A 21,841-nucleotide genomic window follows, 5' to 3' on the forward strand; every position below is an offset into this window, starting at 1 on the left:
CAACGAAAAAGCACGGTCGTTCAATTTGATTTTGTCCCGATCCGGGAGCCGGATCGGGAGACCGCGCGGCGGGCCGTCGCCGGCCGCGGCTTACGGCTCGCCGACCGCCGTCGGCAGCACGTAGTCGCGGAACGTCTCGCGCAGCTTCAGCTTCTGCAGCTTGCCGGTCGCGGTGTGCGGCAGCGATTCGACGAACACGACGTCGTCGGGCACCCACCACTTCGCGACCTTGCCCTCGTAAAACGCGAGCAGCGCGTCGCGCGTCAGGTTCGCCCCTTCGCGCGGCACCACGACGAGCAGCGGACGCTCGGTCCATTTCGGATGCGCGCACGCGATGCAGGCGGCTTCGGCGACACCCGGGTGCGCGATCGCGACGTTCTCGATGTCGATCGAGCTGATCCATTCGCCGCCGGACTTGATCACGTCCTTGCTGCGGTCGGTGATCTGCAGGAAGCCGTCGGGGTCGATCGTCGCGACGTCGCCGGTCGGGAACCAGCCGTCCGACAGTGGCGACGCATCGCTCCCGAAGTAGCGATCGATCACCCAGGGCCCGCGCACCTGCAGTTCGCCGAACGCGACGCCGTCCCATGGCAATTCGTTGCCGTCGTCGCCGACGATCCGCATGTCGACACCGCAGATCACGCGACCCTGCTTTTCCAGCAACCGGCGCTGCGCGTCGAGCGGCCGCTGCGACTGCGCCCAGTTCAGCGTCGCGAGCGTGCCGAGCGGCGACAGCTCGGTCATCCCCCACGCGTGGATCACGCGCACGCCGTATTCGTCCTCGAACGTGCGCAGCATCGCGGGCGGGCACGCGGAGCCGCCGATCACCGTGCGGTTCAGCGTCGAGAAACGCACGCCGGCCTCGCGCATGTAGTTCAGCAGCCCGAGCCACACGGTCGGCACGCCCGCGGAAAACGTCACGCGTTCGGCCTCCATCAGTTCGTACAGCGACTTGCCGTCGAGATCCTTGCCGGGCAGCACGAGCTTGCCGCCCGTGAGCGGCACCGCATACGGCAACCCCCACGCGTTCACATGGAACATCGGCACGACGGGCAGCACGGCGTCGAGCGCCGACAGGTTCATCGCGTCCGGCAGCGCGGCGCCGTATGCGTGCAGCACCGTCGAGCGATGCGAATACAGCACGCCTTTCGGGTTGCCGGTCGTGCCCGACGTGTAGCACAGGCCGGACGCCTGCAATTCGTCGAGACGCGGCCAGTCGTAGCGGCCGTCCTCGGCGTCGACGAGCGTTTCGTAGCAGAGGAACGGCGTCGCGCCGGACGGCAGGTGCGCGGCGTCGGTCATCGCGATCCAGCCTTTCACGTGCGGACATTGCGGCGCGATCACGTCGACGAGCGGCGCGAAATTGATGTCGAAGCAGACGTAGCGGTCTTCCGCGTGATTGACGATGTAGGCGATCTGCTCAGGAAAGAGACGCGGGTTGATCGTATGGCACACGGCGCCCATCCCGCCGATCCCGTAATACGCCTCCAGATGCCGGTAGCCGTTCCAGGCCAGCGTGCCGACGCGGTCGCCCGATTCGACGCCGAGCCGCGCGAGCGCCTGCGCGAGCCGTTTCGCGCGCTGCTCGCAGTCGCGGTACGTGTAGCGATGCAGGTCGCCTTCCACGCGCCTCGACACGATCTCCGTGTCGCCCGCATGACGCGCAGCGTGCGCGATCAGCGACGACACCAGCAACGGCATGTCCATCATCTGGCCCAGCAACGGCTTACCCATCGTCTTGTTCTCCCGGAAGGACGCGAATCGGTGACCAGCCTCGAAACGGTGCGCCAGCTTGCAGCCTGTCCACGGCCCGGACAGGCCTGGCGCAAGGCGCGCGGGCCGCCATGCGGGCGGCGCGGCGCCGCCTTACAATATCGGCTTACCCAGAGGCGCTCAACATGTCGTTTTCCCGAAGCGCAGCCGATACGGCTGACACTCTCCCCGACCTCGCCGCGACGCTCGGCGCGCCGGCCACCGGCGCGTTCGTCACGCTCGGCGACGCGTTTCATACGCGGCTGCCGGCCGCGCCGCTGCCCGCGCCGTACGTCGTCGGCTTTTCCGACGAGGTCGCGAACCTGCTCGGGCTGCCGGTGTCGCTCGGCCGGCAGCCCGGGTTCGCCGAGCTGTTCGCCGGCAACCCGACGCGCGACTGGCCGGCGAGCGCGATGCCGTATGCGTCGGTGTATTCCGGTCACCAGTTCGGCGTGTGGGCCGGCCAGCTCGGCGACGGCCGCGCGCTGACGATCGGCGAACTCCCCGGCGCGGACGGCCAGCGCTACGAACTGCAGATCAAGGGCGGCGGCCGCACGCCGTATTCGCGGATGGGCGACGGCCGCGCGGTGCTGCGCTCGTCGATCCGCGAATTCCTGTGCTCGGAAGCCATGCATCACCTCGGCATCCCGACCACCCGCGCGCTCACGGTGATCGGCTCCGACCAGCCGGTGGTGCGCGAGGAGATCGAGACGTCGGCTGTCGTCACGCGTGTTTCGGAGAGCTTCGTGCGCTTCGGCCACTTCGAGCATTTCTTCTCGAACGATCGCCCGGACCTGCTGCGCCAGCTCGCCGATCACGTGATCGACCGCTTCTATCCCGCATGCCGCGACGCCGACGATCCGTACCTCGCGCTGCTCGAAGCCGCAATGCTGCGCACGGCCGACCTCGTCGCGCAGTGGCAGGCGGTCGGCTTCTGCCACGGCGTGATGAACACCGACAACATGTCGATCCTCGGCGTGACGATCGACTACGGCCCGTTCGGCTTCGTCGACGCGTTCGACGCGAATCACATCTGCAACCACTCCGACACGAGCGGCCGCTACGCGTACCGGATGCAGCCGCGCATCGCGCACTGGAACTGCTACTGCCTCGCGCAGGCGCTGCTGCCGCTGATCGGGCTGCAGCACGGGATCGCCGACGACGATGCGCGCGCCGAGCGCGCGGTCGACGACGCGCAGGCCGTGCTCGCGAAGTTTCCCGAACGCTTCGGCCCCGCGCTCGAACGCGCGATGCGCGCGAAGCTCGGCCTCGAGCTCGAGCGCGAGAACGACGCCGAGCTCGCGAACAAGCTGCTCGAAACGATGCACGCGAGCCATGCGGACTTCACGTTGACGTTCCGCCGGCTCGCGCAGCTGTCGAAGCACGACGCGAGCCGCGACGCGCCGGTACGCGACCTGTTCATCGATCGCGACGCATTCGACGCATGGGCGAACCTCTATCGCGCACGGCTGTCCGAGGAAACGCGCGACGACGCGGCCCGCGCGGCCGCGATGAATCGCGTGAATCCGAAATACGTGCTGCGGAATCATTTGGCCGAAGTCGCGATCCGGCGCGCGAAGGAAAAGGATTTTTCCGAAGTCGAGCGACTCGCGCAGGTGCTGCGCCGGCCATTCGACGAACAACCGGAACATGAAACGTATGCGGCATTGCCGCCCGACTGGGCCGGGTCGCTCGAAGTGAGCTGCTCGTCGTGACCCGCACGACCCGACCGACCGATCAGGAGAACATCCACATGTCACACGATTCCGACGACAAGACCTTCCCGTACCAGAAGGACGACGCCGAACTGCGCCGCCGGCTCACGCCGATGCAGTACGAGGTCACGCAGCATGCGGCGACCGAGCGCGCCTTCACCGGCGAATACACCGACACCGAGGACGCCGGCATCTACAAATGCGTCGTCTGCAGCACGCCGCTGTTCGAATCCGGCGCCAAGTTCCATTCGGGCTGCGGCTGGCCCAGCTACTTCAAGCCGCTCAACAGCGAGGTGATCGACGAGAAGATCGACCGCTCGCACGGCATGGTGCGCGTCGAGGTCCGCTGCAACCATTGCGGCGCGCATCTCGGCCACGTGTTCGAGGACGGACCGCGCGACAAGACCGGTTTGCGGTACTGCATCAATTCGGCTGCGTTAAACTTCGAGTCCCGACCCGAAAACGAATGAGCGGCACCGGACGGATCGGTCGGACAGCCTGCCCGGCTGCCCCGATCCCGGACGGTGGCGCCTGGCGGGTCCCCACAACGGTGAACGGCCGCGCGATGCGGCCTTTCACGCAGCTGCGAGCGCCATGAAATTCCTGTTCGATCTGTTTCCGATCATCCTGTTTTTCGCCGCCTTCAAGGTCTGGGGCATCTTCACCGCCACCGCCGTCGCGATCGTCGCGACACTGGCCCAGGTCGCGTGGGTGGCCTTCCGGCACCGGAAGGTCGACACGATGCTGTGGGTCAGTCTCGGCGTGATCGTCGTCTTCGGTGGCGCCACGCTCGTCCTGCATGACGAGAAATTCATTCAATGGAAACCGACTGTGCTGTACTGGCTGTTTGCGATCGGGCTGCTCGCCGCACGCTATGCGTTCGGCAACAACCTGATCGAGAAGATGATGGGCAAGCAGCTCACGCTGCCGCACCCCGTGTGGGACAAACTGAACGTCGCGTGGGCGCTGTTCTTCGCGGTGCTCGGCGTCGCGAACCTGTACGTGGTGCACAACTTCACCGAATCGCAGTGGGTGAACTTCAAGCTGTTCGGCACGACGGGCGCGATGGTCGTGTTCATCATCCTGCAGAGCCTGTGGCTCACGAAGTACCTGAAGGACGAATGACATGACCGACGCCTTTCTCGCCGCCTCTCCCGACGAACGCATCGCGCTGATCGAAGCGCGCCTGAGCGCGGCGCTCGCGCCGCTGTCGCTCGCGGTGCGCGACGACAGCGCGCAGCACGCGGGCCACGCCGGCGCGGCCGCCGGCGGCCACTACACGGTGACGATCGTGTCGGCCGCCTTCGCGGGCAAGCCGCGCGTCGCGCGGCACCGGCTGGTGTATGATGCGCTCGCTGATGCGATGCAGCGCGGCATTCACGCGCTCGCGATCGTGGCTTATACGCCCGAAGAATTCAACGAATCTTCAATCTAGTCTCAACAGGAATTCCCGATGATCCTGAAATCCCCCCGCCTGTGGGTCGCGGCGGCTGCATTCGCAGCGGCACCGGCATTCGCCCAGAACATCGCCGTCGTCAACGGCACGCCGATTCCGAAGTCGCGCGCCGATGCGATGGTCGCGCAGCTCGTCCAGCAAGGCCAGACCGACAGCCCGCAGCTGCAACAAGCCGTGCGCCAGGAACTCGTGAACCGCGAAATCCTGATGCAGGAAGCGATCCGCGAAGGCATCCCGAACCGTCCGGACGTGAAGGCGCAGGTCGCCGTCGCGCAACAGACTGTCGTGCTGCGCTCGATGATCGAGAGCTTCCTGAAGAAGAACCAGCCGACCGACGCGGAAGTGAAGGCGCGCTATGACGATCTCGTGAAGGGCGCCGGCGGCAACCGCGAGTATCACCTGCACCACATCCTCGTCGACAGCGAGCAGCAGGCGAAGGACCTGATCGCGAAGATCAAGGCCGGCGCGAAGTTCGAGGATCTGGCCAAGCAGTACTCGAAGGATCCGGGCTCGGGCAAGAACGGCGGCGACCTCGACTGGTCCGATCCGAAGGCGTACGTGCCGGAATTCGCGGCCGCCGCGCAGAAGCTCCAGAAAGGCCAGATGACCGACGCGCCGGTGAAGACGCAGTTCGGCTGGCACATCATCCGTGTCGACGACGTCCGCGACATCGCCCCGCCGCCGTTCGACCAGGTGAAGGCGCAGATCGCGCAGCAGCTCGTGCAGCAGAAGCTGCAGGCGTTCGAGGAAGGCCTGCGCCAGCAGGCGAAGATCCAGTAACGTCGGCGACGATCGCCCACGCAAAGGCCGCTCCCCGGAGCGGCCTTTTTCTTTGTCATGCTCGCTTGCGGTCGACCGACCCACGCGGTGGCCGCGCAAAGAAAAAGCCGCCTCGAGGCGGCTTTTCAGGACTGCGGGGTAGCGTTCGGGCAGTGCGGCGAACCGCTATGCCGGATAAAACACATCGTGGTAGCGGACTTCGCCCGACGGCCGCGGCGCGTCTTCGTCGAACGCCAGCGCGAGAAAATACTCGGGCGGCGCATCCGGGAACACCAGATCGCCGGACTGCACGAAGTCGAAACGCGCGTAATACGCGGGATCGCCGAGCACGACGCAGCCGCGCGCACCGAGCCGGCGCAACGCGTCGAGCCCCGTGCGCACGAGCCCCGCGCCGATGCTTTGCCGCTGGCAGTCGGGCAGCACCGCGAGCGGTGCGAGCCCGTACCACTGCTGGCTGCCGGCCGGCTCGCCGCCGATCGACACCGGCGAAAACGCGACGTGACCGATCACGCGCTCGTCGCGCTCCGCGACGAGCGACACACTGAGCACACCCTCCGCGCGCAGCGCATCGACGATCTGCCGTTCGAACCGACCGTGCTGCGGCTCGTCCGCGAACGCGGCCACGATCACGCGACCGATCGCATCGACATCGCTTGCGCGTTCGTCGCGCAGCGTGACGATCTCGACCGGTGCGTGCGGATCGAACATCAGCCGATCCAGCGGCGTGCGTTACGGAACACGCGCATCCACGGGCTCGCTTCGCCCCAGCCTTCCGGATGCCAGCTCATCGTGACCGTGCGGTGCACGCGCTCCATGTGCGGCATCAGCACCGAGAAGCGGCCGTCGGCCGTCGTGACCGACGTGATGCCGGCCGGCGAGCCGTTCGGGTTGAACGGATAACGCTCGGTCGCCTCGCCACGGTGGTCGACGTAGCGCATCGCGACCGCGACGCGATCGATGTCGCCCTGCTGCGAGAAGTCCGCATAGCCTTCGCCGTGGGCGACCGCCACCGGAATCCGCGAGCCTTCCATCCCCGCGAAGAAGATCGACGGCGACTTCTCCACTTCGACGAACGAGAAGCGCGCCTCGAACTGCTCCGACTTGTTGCGCGTGAACTTCGGCCATGCCTCCGCGCCCGGAATCATCGACGCGAGGCTCGACAGCATCTGGCAACCGTTGCAGATGCCGAGCGCAAACGTGTCGGGACGCGCGAAGAAGGCCGAGAACATGTCGGCGAGATTCGCGTTGAAGCGGATCGTCTTCGCCCAGCCTTCGCCCGCACCCAGCACGTCGCCGTACGAGAAGCCGCCGCATGCCACCGCGCCCGCGAAATCGGCGAGCGTCGCGCGGCCGGCCAGCAGGTCGCTCATGTGCACGTCGTGCGCATCGAAGCCCGCGCGGTCGAACGCGTAGGCCGTTTCGAGATGCGAGTTCACGCCCTGCTCGCGCAGGATCGCGACACGCGGGCGGGCGCCCGTCGCGATGAAAGGTGCTGCGATGTCGTCGGCCGGATCGAAGCTCAGCACCGGCGAGATGCCCGGGTCGGCCGCGTCCAGCAGCGCGTCGTATTCGGCGTCCGCGCAAGCGGGGTTGTCGCGCAGGCGCGCGATGCGCCAGCTCACTTCGCCCCACGCGCGATGGAGTTCAGCGCGCGGCGCGTCGAACACCTTCTTCGCGTCGCGGTACACCTCGATCACGTCGCGATCGTTGACCGTGCCGATCACGTGCGAGCACGCCGACAGACCGAACTCGCGCAGCGCGCCGAGCACCGCGTCGCGATCGGCCGCGCGCACCTGCACGACGGCGCCGAGTTCTTCCGAGAACAACGCGCGCAGCGTGCGATCCTCGCGACGGCCGCTCGTCTGCTTCGCCCAGTCCTTCGCGTCGCCGTAGTCCGATTCGTGATTCGGGTCGAGCGTCAGCATGTCGACGTTCAGCGACACGCCCGCGTGACCCGCGAACGCCATTTCGCACACCGTCGCCCACAGGCCGCCGTCCGAGCGGTCGTGGTACGCGAGCAGCTTGTCTTGCGCGTTGAGCGACTGGATCGCGTCGAAGAAGCGCTTCAGGTCTTCCGGATCGTCGACGTCCGGCGTCGTATCGCCGACCTGCTGCGTGACCTGCGCGAAGATGCTGCCGCCCATCCGGTTCTTGCCGCGGCCGAGATCGATCGCGATCAGCACGCTGTCGCCCGCGTCGGCGATGCGGCGCAGTTGCGGCGTCAGGTGACGGCGCACGTCCTCGACCGGTGCGAACGCGGAGATGATCAGCGACACCGGCGACACCACTTCCTTCGCGACGCCCTGCTCGTCCCACTTGGTCTTCATCGACAGCGAATCCTTGCCGACCGGGATGCCGATCCCGAGCGCCGGGCACAGCTCCATGCCGATCGCCTTGACCGTGTCGAACAGCGCGGCGTCCTCGCCGGCCGTGCCGCACGCGGCCATCCAGTTCGCCGACAGCTTCAGCTTGTCGAGCGACGCGATCGGCGCGCTCGCGATGTTCGTGATCGCCTCGCCGACGGCCATGCGGCCCGATGCCGGCGCGTCGATCACCGCGAGCGGCGTGCGCTCGGCCATCGTCATCGCCTCGCCCTTGAAGCCCGCGTAGTCGAGCGCGGTCACCGCGCAGTCGGCCACCGGTACCTGCCACGGGCCGACCATCTGGTCGCGCACCGACGTGCCGCCGACCGAACGGTCGCCGATCGTGATCAGGAACGACTTGCTGCCGACCGTCGGGTGCTTCAGCACGTCGACCGCGACTTCCGACAGCGCGATGCCCGTCACCTCGACCGGCGCGCGCTCGGTCGCGACGCGCGCGACGTCGCGGTGCATCCGCGGCGGCTTGCCGAGCAGCACTTCCATCGGCATGTCGACCGGGAATTCCTCGATGCCCGTTGCTTCGTCGTCGACGAGCTTCAGCTGGCGTTCGTCGGTCGCGACGCCGACCACCGCGAACGGGCAGCGCTCGCGTGCGCAGATCGCCTCGAAGCGCGGCAGGTCGGCCGGCGCGATCGCCAGCACGTAGCGCTCCTGCGCCTCGTTCGACCAGATTTCACGCGGCGACAGGCCCGATTCCTCGAGCGCGACCTTGCGCAGTTCGAAGCGCGCGCCCTTGCCCGCGCCGTCGACGATTTCGGGGAACGCGTTCGACAGGCCGCCCGCGCCGACGTCGTGGATGCTCAGGATCGGGTTTTCCGCGCCGAGCTGCCAGCAGCCGTTGATCACTTCCTGCGCGCGCCGCTCGATTTCCGGGTTGCCGCGCTGCACCGAGTCGAAGTCGAGTTCGGCCGTGTTCGCGCCGGTCGCCATCGAGCTCGCCGCGCCGCCGCCCATGCCGATCCGCATGCCCGGGCCGCCGATCTGGATCAGCAGCGAACCTGCCGGCACGTCGTGCTTGTGCGTGTGTTGATCCGCGATGTTGCCGAGGCCGCCCGCGATCATGATCGGCTTGTGATAGCCGCGCACCTGGCCGCCGACGTTCTGCTCGTACACGCGGAAGTAGCCGCCGAGGTTCGGACGGCCGAATTCGTTGTTGAACGCGGCGCCGCCGAGCGGGCCGTCGATCATGATCTGCAGCGGCGACGCGATGCGGTCCGGGCGGCCGTACGGGCCGTGCTGCTCGTTCGGATTGCGCTCGCCGACCGGCTGCGCCGCGTCGCGTGCGTTTTCCCACGACTGGCGTGCGTCGGGCAGATCGAGGTTCGACACGGTGAAGCCCGTGAGGCCGGCCTTCGGACGCGCACCGCGGCCCGTCGCGCCTTCGTCGCGGATCTCGCCGCCCGCGCCGGTCGCCGCGCCCGGGAACGGCGAGATCGCCGTCGGGTGGTTGTGCGTCTCGACCTTCATCAGCGTGTGAGTGAGCTCGGTGTGACGACCGTAGCGTTCGCCCGGCTCGCCGGCCGCGCCCGCGTTGCGCGGGAACCAGCGCTCGGCTTCGGCGCCGACCATGATCGACGAGTTGTCCGAATACGCGACGATCGTGCCTTGCGGGCTCAGCTTCTCGGTGTTGCGGATCATCGCGAACAGCGACATGTCCTGCGCTTCGCCGTCGATCGTCCACTGCGCGTTGAAGATCTTGTGGCGGCAATGCTCGCTGTTCGCCTGCGCGAACATCATCAGTTCGACGTCGGTCGGGTTGCGTTCGAGCTTGCGGAACGCGTCGACCAGGTAGTCGATCTCGTCGTCGGCGAGCGCGAGGCCCAGCTCGACGTTCGCGCGCTCGAGCGCGGCGCGGCCGACGCCCAGCACGTCGACGGTCGCGAGCGGCTTGGCCGGCAGCTCGTCGAACAGGTGCTTCGCGTCGTCGCGCGCGGCGACCACGCTTTCGGTCATCCGGTCATGCAGCGCGGCCGCGACGGCTGCGCGCGCGTCGTCGGACAGCGCCTTCTTGCCGCCGAGCAGGCCCGACTTCAGCGTGACCGTGAATTCGACGCCGCGTTCGATGCGGCGCACCTGCGTGAGGCCGCAGTGCTGCGCGATGTCGGTCGCCTTGCTCGCCCACGGCGAAACGGTGCCGAAGCGCGGCAGCACGACGAACGTCTCGGTCGTGCCCTTCTCGGCCGCCGGCTCGAATGGCGCGCCGTAGTGCATCAGTGCGTCGATGCGTGCGCTGTCGTCGGCCGACAGCGGCTCGGCCGCATTGACGAAGTGCAGGAACTGGCCGCGCACCGCGACGATGTTGGCGTCGATTTGCCTGAGCGTGTCGAGCAGACGGGTTTGACGGAAATCGGAGAGGGCCGAAGCGCCGGGAAAACACGAGAAGTGAGCCATGGGCTGGACTGACGTCGATGAGTCGCGCGAGGTGGCGACGTGGGGCGAAAGGTAGGGTAGCCCCCCTTCCTTGCGGAAGAAGGGCCCCCTAAGAACCGTACGTGCGAGTTTCCCCGCATACGGCTCAAGCCTACAAGAGCAAAATCTGGCCTACGGCCAGACCGGCTTAGTTACTGCAATTTTACCGGCGTGCACCTGCCGATGACAGTCCGGATGAAGCAAAACCCGGTTGGAGAGAGAGTCCGATCCGCCATGCATCCGATATTCCAGATGATGGTCGTGCCAGCCTGTCTCGTCCGTCAGGGCGCAGCCACAATGCGCACAGCAGCCGCTTTGTGACATATACAGCGAGGCCCATTGCTTCCGGTAGCGCATTGAGTTCCACATACGCTCCTGCCGCAACTCTTCGCTGTACTGCTCCATCATGGGATCGAAGGGATTGAAGTCCCCCCTCACCTTCTTGTGTCTCCTGATTTCCGTACCGCTAAGTTGGTACATCTCCAGAAGACCCTTACTGCCGTCTTCGCGCACTGTGGGCGCAGCGAACACCCAATTGCGGTTTCCAACCGTGTGAAAGTACTTCCTCTTCACCCAGTCTTTACCTTTGTTCGGATGCCGCCGTTTCGACCACCGCCAGAGCCTCTTAATCACTAGATGCTCCATGCGGGTGTACGCCTGCTTGGCAACTACGGGGCTGTGATACTGCGCCCATCCTCGTAGCATCGGGTTCAGCAGAAGGATCAAGCTCTCCTGCTTTGCCGCCTTGTTACCGCTGATTGTTTCCTCAACCTTGCGATAGAACGTCTGTACGTTCTTCTTGCTCGGTTTGATAAGTAGCGTTCCCGTGTACTTCCGGAAATTCCACCCCAGGAAATCGAAGCCGTCGTTGATATGGACGATCCGCGTCTTTTCCTCGGAGAGTTGCAGTCCTCGTTGTGCGAGGAAGGCTTCTACCCAAGGTTTGACATCGCTCTCTAGCACCTCTTGCGAAGTGCCGGTGATCACGAAGTCGTCTGCGTACCGCACCACTCTCACCTTCAGCCTCTTGGCCCGGACGATCCCAAACGTGGCGTTCAGATGCCCCGCAAGTTCTCGCTCCAACCCATTCAGCGTCACATTGGCCAACGTCGGGGAAATGATGCCTCCCTGCGGCGTACCGGCCTCAGTCGCCTGTAGCTGCCCCTTGTAAATCAGGCCAGCCTTCAACCACTTCCGGAGAATTCCCTTGTCCATTGGGACATGGTTCACCAGCCAGTCGTGATTGATGTAGTCGAAGCAGCCTTTGATGTCTGCCTCCAAGACCCATTGGGCCGAAGCCTTCTGCGCCAAGGAGACAAACAACTGCGACATCGCATCAGCCGTCGAGCGATTGATCCGAAACCCATATGAGTTCGGGTCGCTCGTCGATTCCGACACCGGCTCCAGAGCCTGCAAGTACAGGGCTTGCATCGCCCTGTCCCGCATGGTCGGTATGCCCAGAGGGCGTAACTTCCCATTGGCCTTGGGGATAAAGACTCTCCGTAATGGCAGAGGCTTGTATCCGCGCCGCTTCAACTTGCCGACAGCTTCCCATCGGCTCTCAGGCGTATCCCACAGTTCGCGATCGACTCCAGCCGTTCGCGCACCTTGGTTTTGCGTAACACGTCGTACCGCATACAACTTCGCGGACAACGTGCGGGTCAGCATCCTTTGCAAGGCTTTCACCCTGCGCCAGTCACCTTCCCGCGTCGCCTTCGCAATTCGAATCTGCATCCCTCTCACGTTCCGTTCCACGCGACGCCAATCGACGTCGTGCCAATGGTCCGGCGCATGGGAAAGCGCAGACCCACCCTTACGGGCAGATACTTTCATGCTGCTCTCCTGCTCAAAGAAGTGAATCCCTTCGCGGAAAGCAAAACGCCCCTTGCGGGAGCGTTTTGCTCCCACAAGGGAAAAGAACAACACTGATGACTAAGAAGCCACCAGCAATCACTGTTTCAGCTTGAGGGTTAGTCAGCCGTCTTGCGACGGTAGACCAGACGGAAGTCTGCCCACTTTCGCGTGGGGTGATGTCTCAACCCCTATCCGAGCCATTACAGCCCGGCATTCGCTTTTTCCGTCCTCCCATACCCGCACGGCCAACAGCGTTCCTCACGGTTCGCCTGCCAGCGCTCACGCACTGGCAGCAGTACGGGCTTACCACGTTCCCGGCGTGTCACACGACTGGTTTAGGTCCTGCCTCTTCCCCGGCGGTCCGATGACGACGTAACCCGAACCTTCAGCGGGTTATCCGACCGCGCACCTTTTGGTCGATGCCTAACAGCAGCTTTGGCACCACAATTATTACGAGGTTTATCAGCAGTTCACTTACGTTGACCCTGCCAGTCAGCCTAGCTCCTCGATCCGATTGCTGCTCCGAATCTCCACGTGGAGATCTCACGATCTCCACGCGCCCGATACATCCGGGGGCTTCATTGTCGGGAGAGCTTCACACCCCACCGTTGCCAGTGACGCATGTCTCCCTAGGCTACTGCTGGTCGTACAACAGGTTCACTATCTCCCGACCACTGAGAGATTGAACAATGACACACCGAGCTTTCGCTCGTCTCAAGCTTCGAAACCCCAAGCCACAAGTGTCTGGGGGAATTGCAAACACCACCCCGCCCAATCGGCGGAGGTGAAGCCGCTGACTGGGCGGGGCCTGACGGTAATCAGGTCAATGCAATGCGATGTCCGGCTGAATGCAGCACACCGAACATCGCCTGTGGCGACACCCGGAGTACCCAACCGGGTTCGCTTCGTTACAAGAAGTGCAAAGACTGCCGGGCTTCATGAGGCCCACATTGCACTTTTCGCGGCTGGTAAGGCTCGTACTGACGCCTCCTTAACACCGCTAGTCGATGTCCCTTACGTTGGGACTACCCGGACACGAGCGTGCGTGTCGCACGAAGGCCGTAATTATACCCGGAAGTCGGCCGTCCCAGACCGGCTGATCGGCACCCGTCACGCACCGCAACGGTGCGGCGGCATCCGCGGCGCACAGCCGGCCGCCGGACCGGCACGCACGGCCGCGGCGGCCGGCGACCACGTGATGGCGGAATCGGACGAGGTCGCACGACGCCGGTTCGCGCGATTTTGGCGCTATCATTTGCGGTTCACCGGGCCGGGAGCCCGTCAGCGAATCCTCACCGGGCGGCATGCATGCCGCCCGTCATCGAAGCAATCCATGGATGTCATCGTCATCGGCGGCGGAATCAGCGGCGTCGCCACCGCCTACCAGCTGCGCGCGGCCGGCCATCGCGTGTGCGTGGTCGAACGCCACGCGACCGTCGCGCAGGGCGCGACCTACGGCGACGGCGGCACGCTGCTGCCGAGCCCGCTCGACGTCTGGTTCGGGCCGACCTTCATGCGCCAGCGCCAGCCGCGTGACACCGGCATCGTCTACAAGCCGGGCTTCAACGGCGGCGTGCGCCGCTTCGTCAAGCAGCTCGCCGCGCTGCGCGAGCCCGACGCATTCGCCGCGCAGTATGCGCGGCTGCGCCCGCTGATCGACGCGTCGCGCGAGTCGCTCGCCGACATCGAGGCGCGCCTCCAGCTCGAATTCGAGCAGAAACCCGGGATCCTGCACGTCGTGCGCGACCCGCGCGACTGGGAAGCGCTGCAACCGGCACTCGACCTGCTGCGTGCGCTCGACCAGCCGTACCGGGTGCTCACGGCCGACGAATGCGCGGCGCTCGAGCCTTCGGTGCCGGCCGAGCCCGGCTTTGCCGGCGGCGTGCTGCTCGAGAGCGAGCGCACCGGAAATTGCCCGCTGTTCGCGAAACTGATCAAGCAGACGCTCGACGAGCACGGCGTGCAGTTCCGCTTCGGCGCGGACGTCGCCGCAATCCGCGTCGACACCGGCCGGGCCGCGGTCGAGCTCGCGCCGGCCGGCGGCCGGCACGCGACGAAGGCGCACGAGGTCGACGTGATGTCGGCCGACGCGATCGTGGTCGCCGCGGGCGCCGGCAGCCTGCCGCTGCTGGAGCGGCTCGGCTGGCGGCTGCCGCTGCATCCGGTGCGCACGCATACGCTGACCGCCCCGGTCGCATACGAAGAACATGCGCCGCACCTGAGCGTCGTCGATTCGATCAAGCGGATTTCGATCACGCGAACCCACCAGCGGCTGCGCATCGGCGGCGGCGCCGTGCTGCAGAGCCTCGCCGACACCGCGAAGCCGCTCCCCGAGCCGCTGTCCGAGGCCGCGCTCGCGCTACTCGGCCAGGCCGTCCACGACTGGGTGCCGGGCGCCGCGAAGATTTCCGCCGCGCTGTCGTGGCAAGGCACACAGCTGCTGTCGCCGGACGGCCTGCCGGTCGTCGGTCCGACCCCGCATCCGCGCGTATTCGTCAATTTCGGGCATGGCCCGGCCGGTTGGGGCCTCGCGTGCGGGTCTGCTAAAGTGGTGACAGACTGTCTGAGCGGCGACACGCAGCAGTGGCCCGCCGACACGCTCGCCGCGCTGAGTCCCGCGCGCTTCACGACCTGACCGCCACGGGCCTGTCCCGGGGCGGCCTCCTCCCGCCGCCATGACCCCGCGATGACGAATCCCCGCCCGCTTCCCGACTCCGCCCCGCTCGCGTTGCTGCGCGTCGCCGACCTGCGCGCGGCCGAGGCCGCCGCGACCGCCGAACTGCCGCCGCACACGCTGATGGGCCGCGCGGGCGCCGCCGCCGCGCGCTGGCTGTCCGAACGGGTGGCCGGAGACGACCGCCCGGTCTGGTTCGCGGTCGGCCCCGGCAACAACGGCGGCGACGCGCTGGTGGCCGCCGCGCAACTGCAGCAGCTCGGCGTCGCGACGCAGGCCTGGATGCCGGTGCCGGTCAAGCCCGACGATGCGCAATGGGCGCTCGGCCTCGCGCGCGCGGCCGGCGTGCCGCTGTCGACCGAACCGCCCGCCTCGCTCGACGATTTCGCGTGGGTCGTCGACGGATTGTTCGGCATCGGCCTCGCGCGCGCACTCGACGGACCGTTCGCCGCCCAGGCCGCGCGCATCGCCGCACATGCCCGAAGCGGCGGCCGCGTGCTCGCGCTCGACGTACCGAGCGGGCTCGACAGCGACACGGGCCGGATCGTCGGCGCGGGCGTCGCCGTCACCGCGACGCACACGCTCACCTTCATCGGCGCGAAGCCGGGGCTTTATACCGGCGACGGCCGCGACCTCGCCGGCGAGATCGACATCGCGTCGCTCGACGTCGCACCGCCCGCCGCGCCGGCCGTCGTGCTGAATGCACCGGCACGGTTCGCCGCCGCGCTGCCCGCCCGCGCGTTCGCTTCGCACAAGGGCACGTTCGGCAGCCTGGCGGTGCTCGGCGGCGACACCGGCATGTGCGGCGCGCCGATTCTCGCCGCGCGTGCCGCGCTGTTCGCGGGCGCCGGCAAGGTGCATGTCGGCTTCCTCGGCGCCGGTGCGCCGCCGTACGACCCGCCGTTTCCCGAACTGATGCTGCATCCCGCGGACAGCCTCGAGCTCGATGCGATGTCCGCGATCGCGGCAGGCTGCGGCCTCGGCGCGCGCGAGGCCGCGGTCGCCCTCGTGCGCGACGTGCTCGCGCACGACGCCGCGACCCTGCTCGACGCCGACGCGCTGAACCTCGTCGCGACCCACGCCGACCTCGCCGCCGCCGTCGCCGCCCGCGGCGCCCGGGGCAACGCGTGCGTGCTGACGCCGCATCCGCTCGAGGCAGCGCGGCTGCTCGGCAGCGATACCGCGACGGTGCAGCACGACCGGCTGGCCGCGGCGCAGGCGCTGGCCGCGCGCTACGCGAGCATCGTCGTGCTGAAGGGTTCGGGCACGGTGATTGCGGCGCCCGACGGCCGCCTGACGATCAATCCGACCGGCAATGCGGCGCTCGCCACCGGCGGCACCGGCGACGTGCTCGGCGGCCTGATCGGCGCGTTGCTCGCGCAGCGCGTCGCGCCGTACGAAGCCGCCCTTGCGGGCGTATACCTGCACGGCCTCGCGGCCGACACGCTGACCGCGAACGGCACGGGACCGGCCGGCCTCACCGCGGGCGAACTCGCGCCGATGGTGCGCACGCTGATCAATCGCCTTTTTTACCCGTCGGCGCGCGCCGACATATAACGCCGCTATACTGGGTGCCCCGCCGCACGGCGGGCCCGCTCGTCCGCCGGCGTTCCGATCCCGATGCGCCGGCGCGGCATTCCTCCCGATTCACGCTTCACTCGAACCGCCATGACGCTGAATTCGCTCCCCGCCTGGACTGCCCTTCAATCCCACTTCGAACAAATCCGCCACGCGCGGCTGCGCGACTGGTTCGCGCCGGAAAACGACCGCGCGCCGACCCGCGCCGAACGCTTCACGATCCCCGGCGGCGGCCTTGCGGCCGACTTCTCGAAGAACCGCATCAACGACGACACGCTGCGCCTGCTCGTGCAGCTGGCCCGCGAAGCGGGCGTCGAGGCGCGCCGCGACGCGATGTTCGCCGGCGAGATCGTCAACCCGACCGAAGGCCGCGCCGCGCTGCACACGGCATTGCGCGCGACCGACCCGCACGCACCGTTCCATGCGCAGGTCAGCGCCGAGCGCGCGAAGATGGCGACCTTCGCACGCGCCGTGCGCAGCGGCGCGTGGACCGGCTACACCGGCAAGCGCATCCGCCACGTGATCAACATCGGCATCGGCGGCTCGGATCTCGGACCGAAGATGGTCACGCACGCGCTGCACCATGTCGCGACGCCCGACATTTCGACTCATTTCGTATCGAACGTCGACGGCGCCGATCTCGCGCGCGTGCTCGAACAGGTCGACCCGGAGGAAACGCTCGCGATCATCGTGTCGAAGACCTTCACGACGCTCGAGACGATGACGAACGCACGCTCGCTGCGCGACTGGTTCGTCGCGCGCGGCTGCCCGGAAGATGCGCTGGCGAAGCACTTCGTCGGCGTGTCGGCGAACCCGGCCGAAGTCGTGAAGTTCGGCATCTCCGCCGACAACGTGTTCGAAATGTGGGACTGGGTCGGCGGCCGCTATTCGCTGTGGTCGGCGGTCGGCCTGTCGATCATGATCGCGATCGGGCCCGAGCAGTTCGACGAACTCCTCGCCGGCGCGAACGACATGGATCGCCATTTCCGCGAAGCGCCGCTCGAGCGCAACCTGCCGGTGCTGCTCGGCCTGATCGGCATCTGGTATCGCAACTTCTTCGGCTCGCAGAGCTATCTCGTCGCGCCGTATTCGGAAGCGCTGCACTACCTGCCGTCGTACCTGCAGCAGCTCGAGATGGAAAGCAACGGCAAGTCCGCACGCCTGGACGGCACGTTCGTCGACTACCCGACGTCGGCCGTCACGTGGGGCGAGCCGGGCACCAACGGCCAGCACGCGTTTTTCCAGATGCTGCACCAGGGCCCGACGATCGTGCCGATCGACTTCATCGCGGTGCTGACGCCCGAGCATCCGCTCGCGAGCCATCATCCGAAGCTGCTCGCGAACTGCTTCGCGCAGAGTGAAGCGCTGATGCTCGGTCGCACGCTCGACGAAGCGCGCAAGGTCGCCGGCCCCGGCAAGGAAGCGCTCGCGCCGCACCTGACCTTCCCCGGCAACCGCCCGACGACGACGCTGCTGGTGGATGCGCTGACGCCGCGCACGCTTGGCGCACTGATCGCACTCTACGAGCACAAGGTGCTGGTGCAGGCAACGGTATGGGACATCAATCCGTTCGACCAGTGGGGCGTCGAGCTCGGCAAGATTCTCGGCAAGGTCGTCGAAGCCGACCTGTCGGCCGAATCGGTCGATCCCGCGAAGCACGATTCGTCGACGACCGCGCTGATCGAGCGCGCGCGTGCGGCGCTCAAGCGCTGACGCGACAGCATCGAACGCACGCCGGCCGCACCGGGTGATCCACCCTGCGCGGCCGGCAAGAAATTCGGTCTCGCGCTATGCCGCGTGCGGCGCGACGATGCGGCCGGCGTCGATGGTGATCGTCGTCGCGCAGCGCCGCGCGAGTTCGGCGTCGTGCGTGACGAGCACGAGCGTTGCGCCGTGCGTGCGGTTCAGTTTGAACATCAGGTCGATGACGGCGTGGCCGGTGGCTGCATCGAGACTGCCGGTCGGTTCGTCGGCGAACAGGATTGCGGGATGCGTGACGAATGCGCGCGCAAGCGCGACGCGCTGTTGCTCGCCCCCCGACAGCAGCTTCGGATAATGCGCGGTGCGCTCGCCGAGACCGACCTGCACGAGCAACGCGCGCGCCCGATCGGCGGCGTCGCGCGCGTTGATGCCGCCTTGCAGCTCGAGCGGAAGCATCACGTTCTCGAGTGCCGTCAGGTGCGGCATCAACTGAAACGACTGGAACACGAATCCGACCGCGCCGTTGCGCAGCGCAGCGCGCTCGTCCTCGTCGAGCTGGTCGAGCGCGCGGCCGAGCAGGCGAACCGTACCGCTCGTCGCGCTGTCCAACCCCGCAAGCAGGCCGAGCAGCGTCGATTTGCCCGACCCCGATGCACCGACGATCGCGAGGCTGCTGCCGGGCCGCACGGCGAACGTGATGCCGTCGAGGATCGTCAGCTCGCCCGTTGCGTCGGCGACCCGCTTGCACACGTCATGGACTTCGATGATCGGATCGGTAATCTTGAACATGGACACGACATTCCGCTGGAAAAGACGCGCGGCGTTCGCCGCGCTGCTGGGTACCCTGCTCGCAGCAAACGTGCCCGCACGCGCCGCAACGGCGGCGGCCTCGACATCGGGCCAGCCCGCGCTCGTCGTGCTCGGCGACAGCCTGTCGGCCGAATACGGGTTGCCACGCGACACCGGCTGGGTTGCGTTGCTGCGGCAACGGCTCGCGACCGAGCGAATCGATTATAGCGTCGCAAACGCAAGCGTCAGCGGCGACACCACGAGCGGCGGCCGCGCGCGACTGCCTGCGGTGCTGCAACGGCTCAAGCCGTCGATCGTCGTCGTCGAGCTCGGCTCGAACGACGCGCTGCGCGGCGTGCCGCTCGCGACGACCGAACAGAACCTGCGCGACATCATCGCCGATGCGCGGCAAGCGCGCGCGAAGGTCGTGCTGGTCGGCATGTACGTGCCGCCCAACTACGGGCCCGATTACACGCAGAAATTCCATGCGGTCTACACGCGCCTGTCGAAGGAACTCGGCGTACCGCTCGTGCCATTCCTGCTGGCCGGCATCGAGAACAAGCCGGAGATGTTCCAGTCGGACCAGATGCATCCCGCGCAGCAGGCGCAGGGCATCCTGCTCGACAACGTCTGGCCGGCGCTGAAGCCGCTGCTCGGCAAGCCGCGCGGCTGACCTCGCGGCGCGCCATCGCCGGAAAGCAAAAAGCCCCGCTTCGAGCGGGGCTTTGTGTTGCTGCACGCGAAACCGTGAACGGCGCTTCGCTGGGTTGACGCTTGGCTGTGGCTTAGTTGCCGCCATCCTGCGACTGGCTCTGCGTGGTGCCGTACAGCTTCACCTTCGAGCGGTCGCGCAGCGCGGCGAGATACGCCTCGCCTTCGCTTTGCGCTTCGACCTGCGCCATCTGCTGCTGCGCAGCCGCGAGCTGCTGCGGATCGACGGCCGTGCCCGGGATCACCGCGTTCACGCGATAGATCGCGTAGCCGTCCGCGCCGAGATCGACACCGACGTATGCCGGCAGCGTCTTCGCATCGACCTTGTAGACGGCGCTCAGCGCCGCCGGCGTCAGGCCCTGCGACTGCGTGCGCGACACCTTCTGCGCGGCCGTGAAGCCATCGACCGACTTCGACTTCTGCAGCTCGGCCAGCTTCGCCGCGCCGTCCTTCTTCGCGCGTTCCGCGGCCTGTTCGGCGATGACCTTCTGACGCACCGCGTCCTTGATCGTGTCGAGCGCCGGCACGGCCGCCGGCTTGTAGTCGGTCACGCGCGCCGAGATCAGCGTGTTGTTGCCCACGTCGATCGCCTGCGTGTTGTTCTGGCTCTTCACCGAGTCGTTCGCGAACACCGCAGCGAGGAACTTCGGATTGTTCAGCGGGCTCGTCGGCGGCAGTTGCGGATTCGGCGTCGGCGTGACGGTGGCCGTCTGGATCGTCAGCTTGTACTTGTCGGCGGCCGGCTGCAGCGTCTTCGCCTTTTCATAGACGGTCGACGTGAAGCCTTCCGCGTTGTCCGAGAACGCCTTCGCCGCGTATTGCTGCTTCAGGTCGACTGCGATCTGGTCCTTCACGTCGGCGAACGGCTTGACCACCGACGGCTTCACTTCCGTCGCCTTCAGGACGTGGAAACCGAGATCCGATTGCACGATACCGCTCACGTCGCCCTGCTTCAGCGCGAACGCGGCATCGTCGAACGCCTTGCCGCCCGCCGTCGAGCCACGCGTGATGAAGCCCAGATCGCCGCCCTTCGCCGCCGACGGCGCGTCCTGCGAGCTCTTCTGCGCGATCTGCGCGAACTGGTCCGGATGCGCCTTCACGTCGGCCAGCAGCTGCTCGGCCTTCGCCTTCGCGGCCGCCTTGTCGGCCGCGCTTGCGTCGCTCGCCGCGGCGATGAAGATGTGGCTCACGCGCACCTGCGCTTCCGACCGGAAGTGCGTCGGGTTGTCGTCGTAGAACTTCTTGATGTCGGCATCGGTCGGCTGCGCGCTCGCGGCGGCAGCGGCCGGCGAATAGACGAGATACTGGATCGTCGCGGTTTCCGGCGTCGCGAAACCCTGCTTGTGCGCGTCGTAGTATGCGGTGAGCTGTGCATCGGTCGGCTGCACCTTCGTCGCGTAGTCGCTCGTCTTCAGCACGAGCGCCTGCACTTCACGTTGCTGCGCAGCCAGTTCCGACAGCCGTTGCGCCGGCCCCTTCGGCGTGAACGCGCTCGCCACGATGCTCGCCGGAATCTGCTGCAGCGAGAGGCTGTAGCGCACGCGCTCCTGGTACTGCTCGGGCGTCATCCCCTGGAACGACAACAGTTGCGCGTAGCGCTGGACGTCGATCGTACCGTCGGGTCTCTTCAGCGACGCGATCATCGGGTCGCTCATCAGCGCGTCGCGCACCGCGTTGTCGGATGCGGTCAGGTGCAGGCGCTGCGTCTCGTCGGCCAGCACGCGTTGCTGGATCAGGCCGTCGAGCACTTGCTTGCGATGTTCGGGCGTGTCGAATGCCTTGATGTCGAACTGCCCGCCGAGCGCCTGGCGCGCCTGGTCGATCTGCTGGCGGAACGCGCCGTCGAATTCGACCCGCGTGATCTTGTGCCCGTTGACCGCCGCGACGTTCGCGCTGTCGTCGAAGAAGCCGCGGAAACCTTGGATCCCGACGAAACCCAGCCCCGGCAACACGATCAGGAGCAGGAGCGCCATCATCAGGCGCTGGTGATTACGGAAGAAATCGAGCATGCGTGACGGGAAAATTGGACAAAACGTCCGAT

15 protein-coding genes are annotated in these 21,841 nt (G+C 67.0%); 9 read left to right on the forward strand and 6 right to left on the reverse strand.

The features are described 5' to 3' along the window. Positions 1–90: 90 nt before the first annotated feature. Complete coding sequence (locus WS45_RS05075; protein WP_059698555.1) at positions 91–1,734, reverse strand: 3-(methylthio)propionyl-CoA ligase; 1,644 nt, start codon at positions 1,732–1,734, stop codon at positions 91–93. A gap of 164 nt (positions 1,735–1,898) precedes the next feature. Here WS45_RS05075 and WS45_RS05080 point away from each other — a divergent pair, with 164 nt between their 5' ends. The 5 genes from WS45_RS05080 (at position 1,899) to WS45_RS05100 (ending at position 5,703) form a co-directional block, all read left to right on the forward strand. After that, positions 1,899–3,467, forward strand: a complete 1,569-nt coding sequence (locus WS45_RS05080) for a protein adenylyltransferase SelO (protein WP_059698557.1) — start codon at positions 1,899–1,901, stop codon at positions 3,465–3,467. Positions 3,468–3,505: 38 nt separating this feature from the next. Further along, positions 3,506–3,937 carry a peptide-methionine (R)-S-oxide reductase MsrB gene (gene msrB, locus WS45_RS05085; RefSeq protein WP_059698558.1) on the forward strand — a complete coding sequence of 144 codons (432 nt, stop codon included), beginning with the start codon at positions 3,506–3,508 and terminating at the stop codon, positions 3,935–3,937. A 124-nt stretch (positions 3,938–4,061) separates the two neighbouring features. Further along, positions 4,062–4,592, forward strand: coding sequence for a septation protein A (locus WS45_RS05090; RefSeq protein ID WP_011352350.1), 531 nt, complete (start codon positions 4,062–4,064; stop codon positions 4,590–4,592). Between the two features lies 1 nt (position 4,593). Further along, positions 4,594–4,902 carry a BolA family protein gene (locus WS45_RS05095; protein ID WP_059529714.1) on the forward strand — a complete coding sequence of 103 codons (309 nt, stop codon included), beginning with the start codon at positions 4,594–4,596 and terminating at the stop codon, positions 4,900–4,902. A gap of 18 nt (positions 4,903–4,920) precedes the next feature. Then, the gene (locus WS45_RS05100) at positions 4,921–5,703 is read left to right on the forward strand and encodes a peptidylprolyl isomerase (RefSeq protein ID WP_059529712.1); all 783 of its coding nucleotides are present in this window, start codon (positions 4,921–4,923) and stop codon (positions 5,701–5,703) included. Positions 5,704–5,868: 165 nt separating this feature from the next. Here the strand turns inward: WS45_RS05100 and WS45_RS05105 are convergent, their stop codons facing one another. The 3 genes from WS45_RS05105 to ltrA form a co-directional block, all read right to left on the reverse strand. After that, complete coding sequence (locus tag WS45_RS05105) at positions 5,869–6,411, reverse strand: GNAT family N-acetyltransferase (RefSeq protein ID WP_059698559.1); 543 nt, start codon at positions 6,409–6,411, stop codon at positions 5,869–5,871. After that, the gene (gene purL, locus WS45_RS05110) at positions 6,411–10,475 is read right to left on the reverse strand and encodes a phosphoribosylformylglycinamidine synthase (protein WP_059698561.1); all 4,065 of its coding nucleotides are present in this window, start codon (positions 10,473–10,475) and stop codon (positions 6,411–6,413) included. The genes WS45_RS05105 and purL overlap by 1 nt, the downstream gene beginning before the upstream one ends. Before the next feature lie 150 nt (positions 10,476–10,625). Continuing rightward, positions 10,626–12,326, reverse strand: coding sequence for a group II intron reverse transcriptase/maturase (ltrA, locus tag WS45_RS05115; RefSeq protein ID WP_059698563.1), 1,701 nt, complete (start codon positions 12,324–12,326; stop codon positions 10,626–10,628). A 1,354-nt stretch (positions 12,327–13,680) separates the two neighbouring features. On the opposite strand from ltrA, the gene WS45_RS05120 reads away from it, so the two are divergent. From WS45_RS05120 to pgi, 3 genes are all read left to right on the forward strand, one after another. Continuing rightward, positions 13,681–14,982 (forward strand): FAD-dependent oxidoreductase, encoded by a 1,302-nt coding sequence (locus WS45_RS05120; protein WP_059698566.1) that lies wholly within the window; start codon positions 13,681–13,683, stop codon positions 14,980–14,982. A gap of 51 nt (positions 14,983–15,033) precedes the next feature. Further along, on the forward strand, positions 15,034–16,578 hold the full coding sequence (locus WS45_RS05125) for an NAD(P)H-hydrate dehydratase (protein WP_059698569.1): 1,545 nt from the start codon (positions 15,034–15,036) through the stop codon (positions 16,576–16,578). Positions 16,579–16,689: 111 nt separating this feature from the next. Continuing rightward, entirely contained in the window at positions 16,690–18,312 is a 1,623-nt protein-coding gene (pgi, locus tag WS45_RS05130; RefSeq protein ID WP_059529697.1) for a glucose-6-phosphate isomerase, read from the forward strand. Between the two features lie 75 nt (positions 18,313–18,387). Here the strand turns inward: pgi and WS45_RS05135 are convergent, their stop codons facing one another. Continuing rightward, complete coding sequence (locus WS45_RS05135) at positions 18,388–19,089, reverse strand: ABC transporter ATP-binding protein (RefSeq protein WP_059529693.1); 702 nt, start codon at positions 19,087–19,089, stop codon at positions 18,388–18,390. Here WS45_RS05135 and WS45_RS05140 point away from each other — a divergent pair. Further along, positions 19,088–19,762: an arylesterase gene (locus WS45_RS05140; RefSeq protein WP_059693358.1), complete on the forward strand. Its 675-nt coding sequence runs from the start codon at positions 19,088–19,090 to the stop codon at positions 19,760–19,762. The genes WS45_RS05135 and WS45_RS05140 overlap by 2 nt on opposite strands. Before the next feature lie 112 nt (positions 19,763–19,874). Here WS45_RS05140 and WS45_RS05145 read toward each other — a convergent pair whose 3' ends face one another. Continuing rightward, positions 19,875–21,809, reverse strand: coding sequence for a SurA N-terminal domain-containing protein (locus WS45_RS05145; RefSeq protein ID WP_059698571.1), 1,935 nt, complete (start codon positions 21,807–21,809; stop codon positions 19,875–19,877). Positions 21,810–21,841: the final 32 nt, after the last annotated feature.

The sequence above is a fragment of the Burkholderia sp. RF2-non_BP3 genome (genome assembly GCF_001522185.1).
Taxonomy (GTDB): domain Bacteria; phylum Pseudomonadota; class Gammaproteobacteria; order Burkholderiales; family Burkholderiaceae; genus Burkholderia; species Burkholderia diffusa.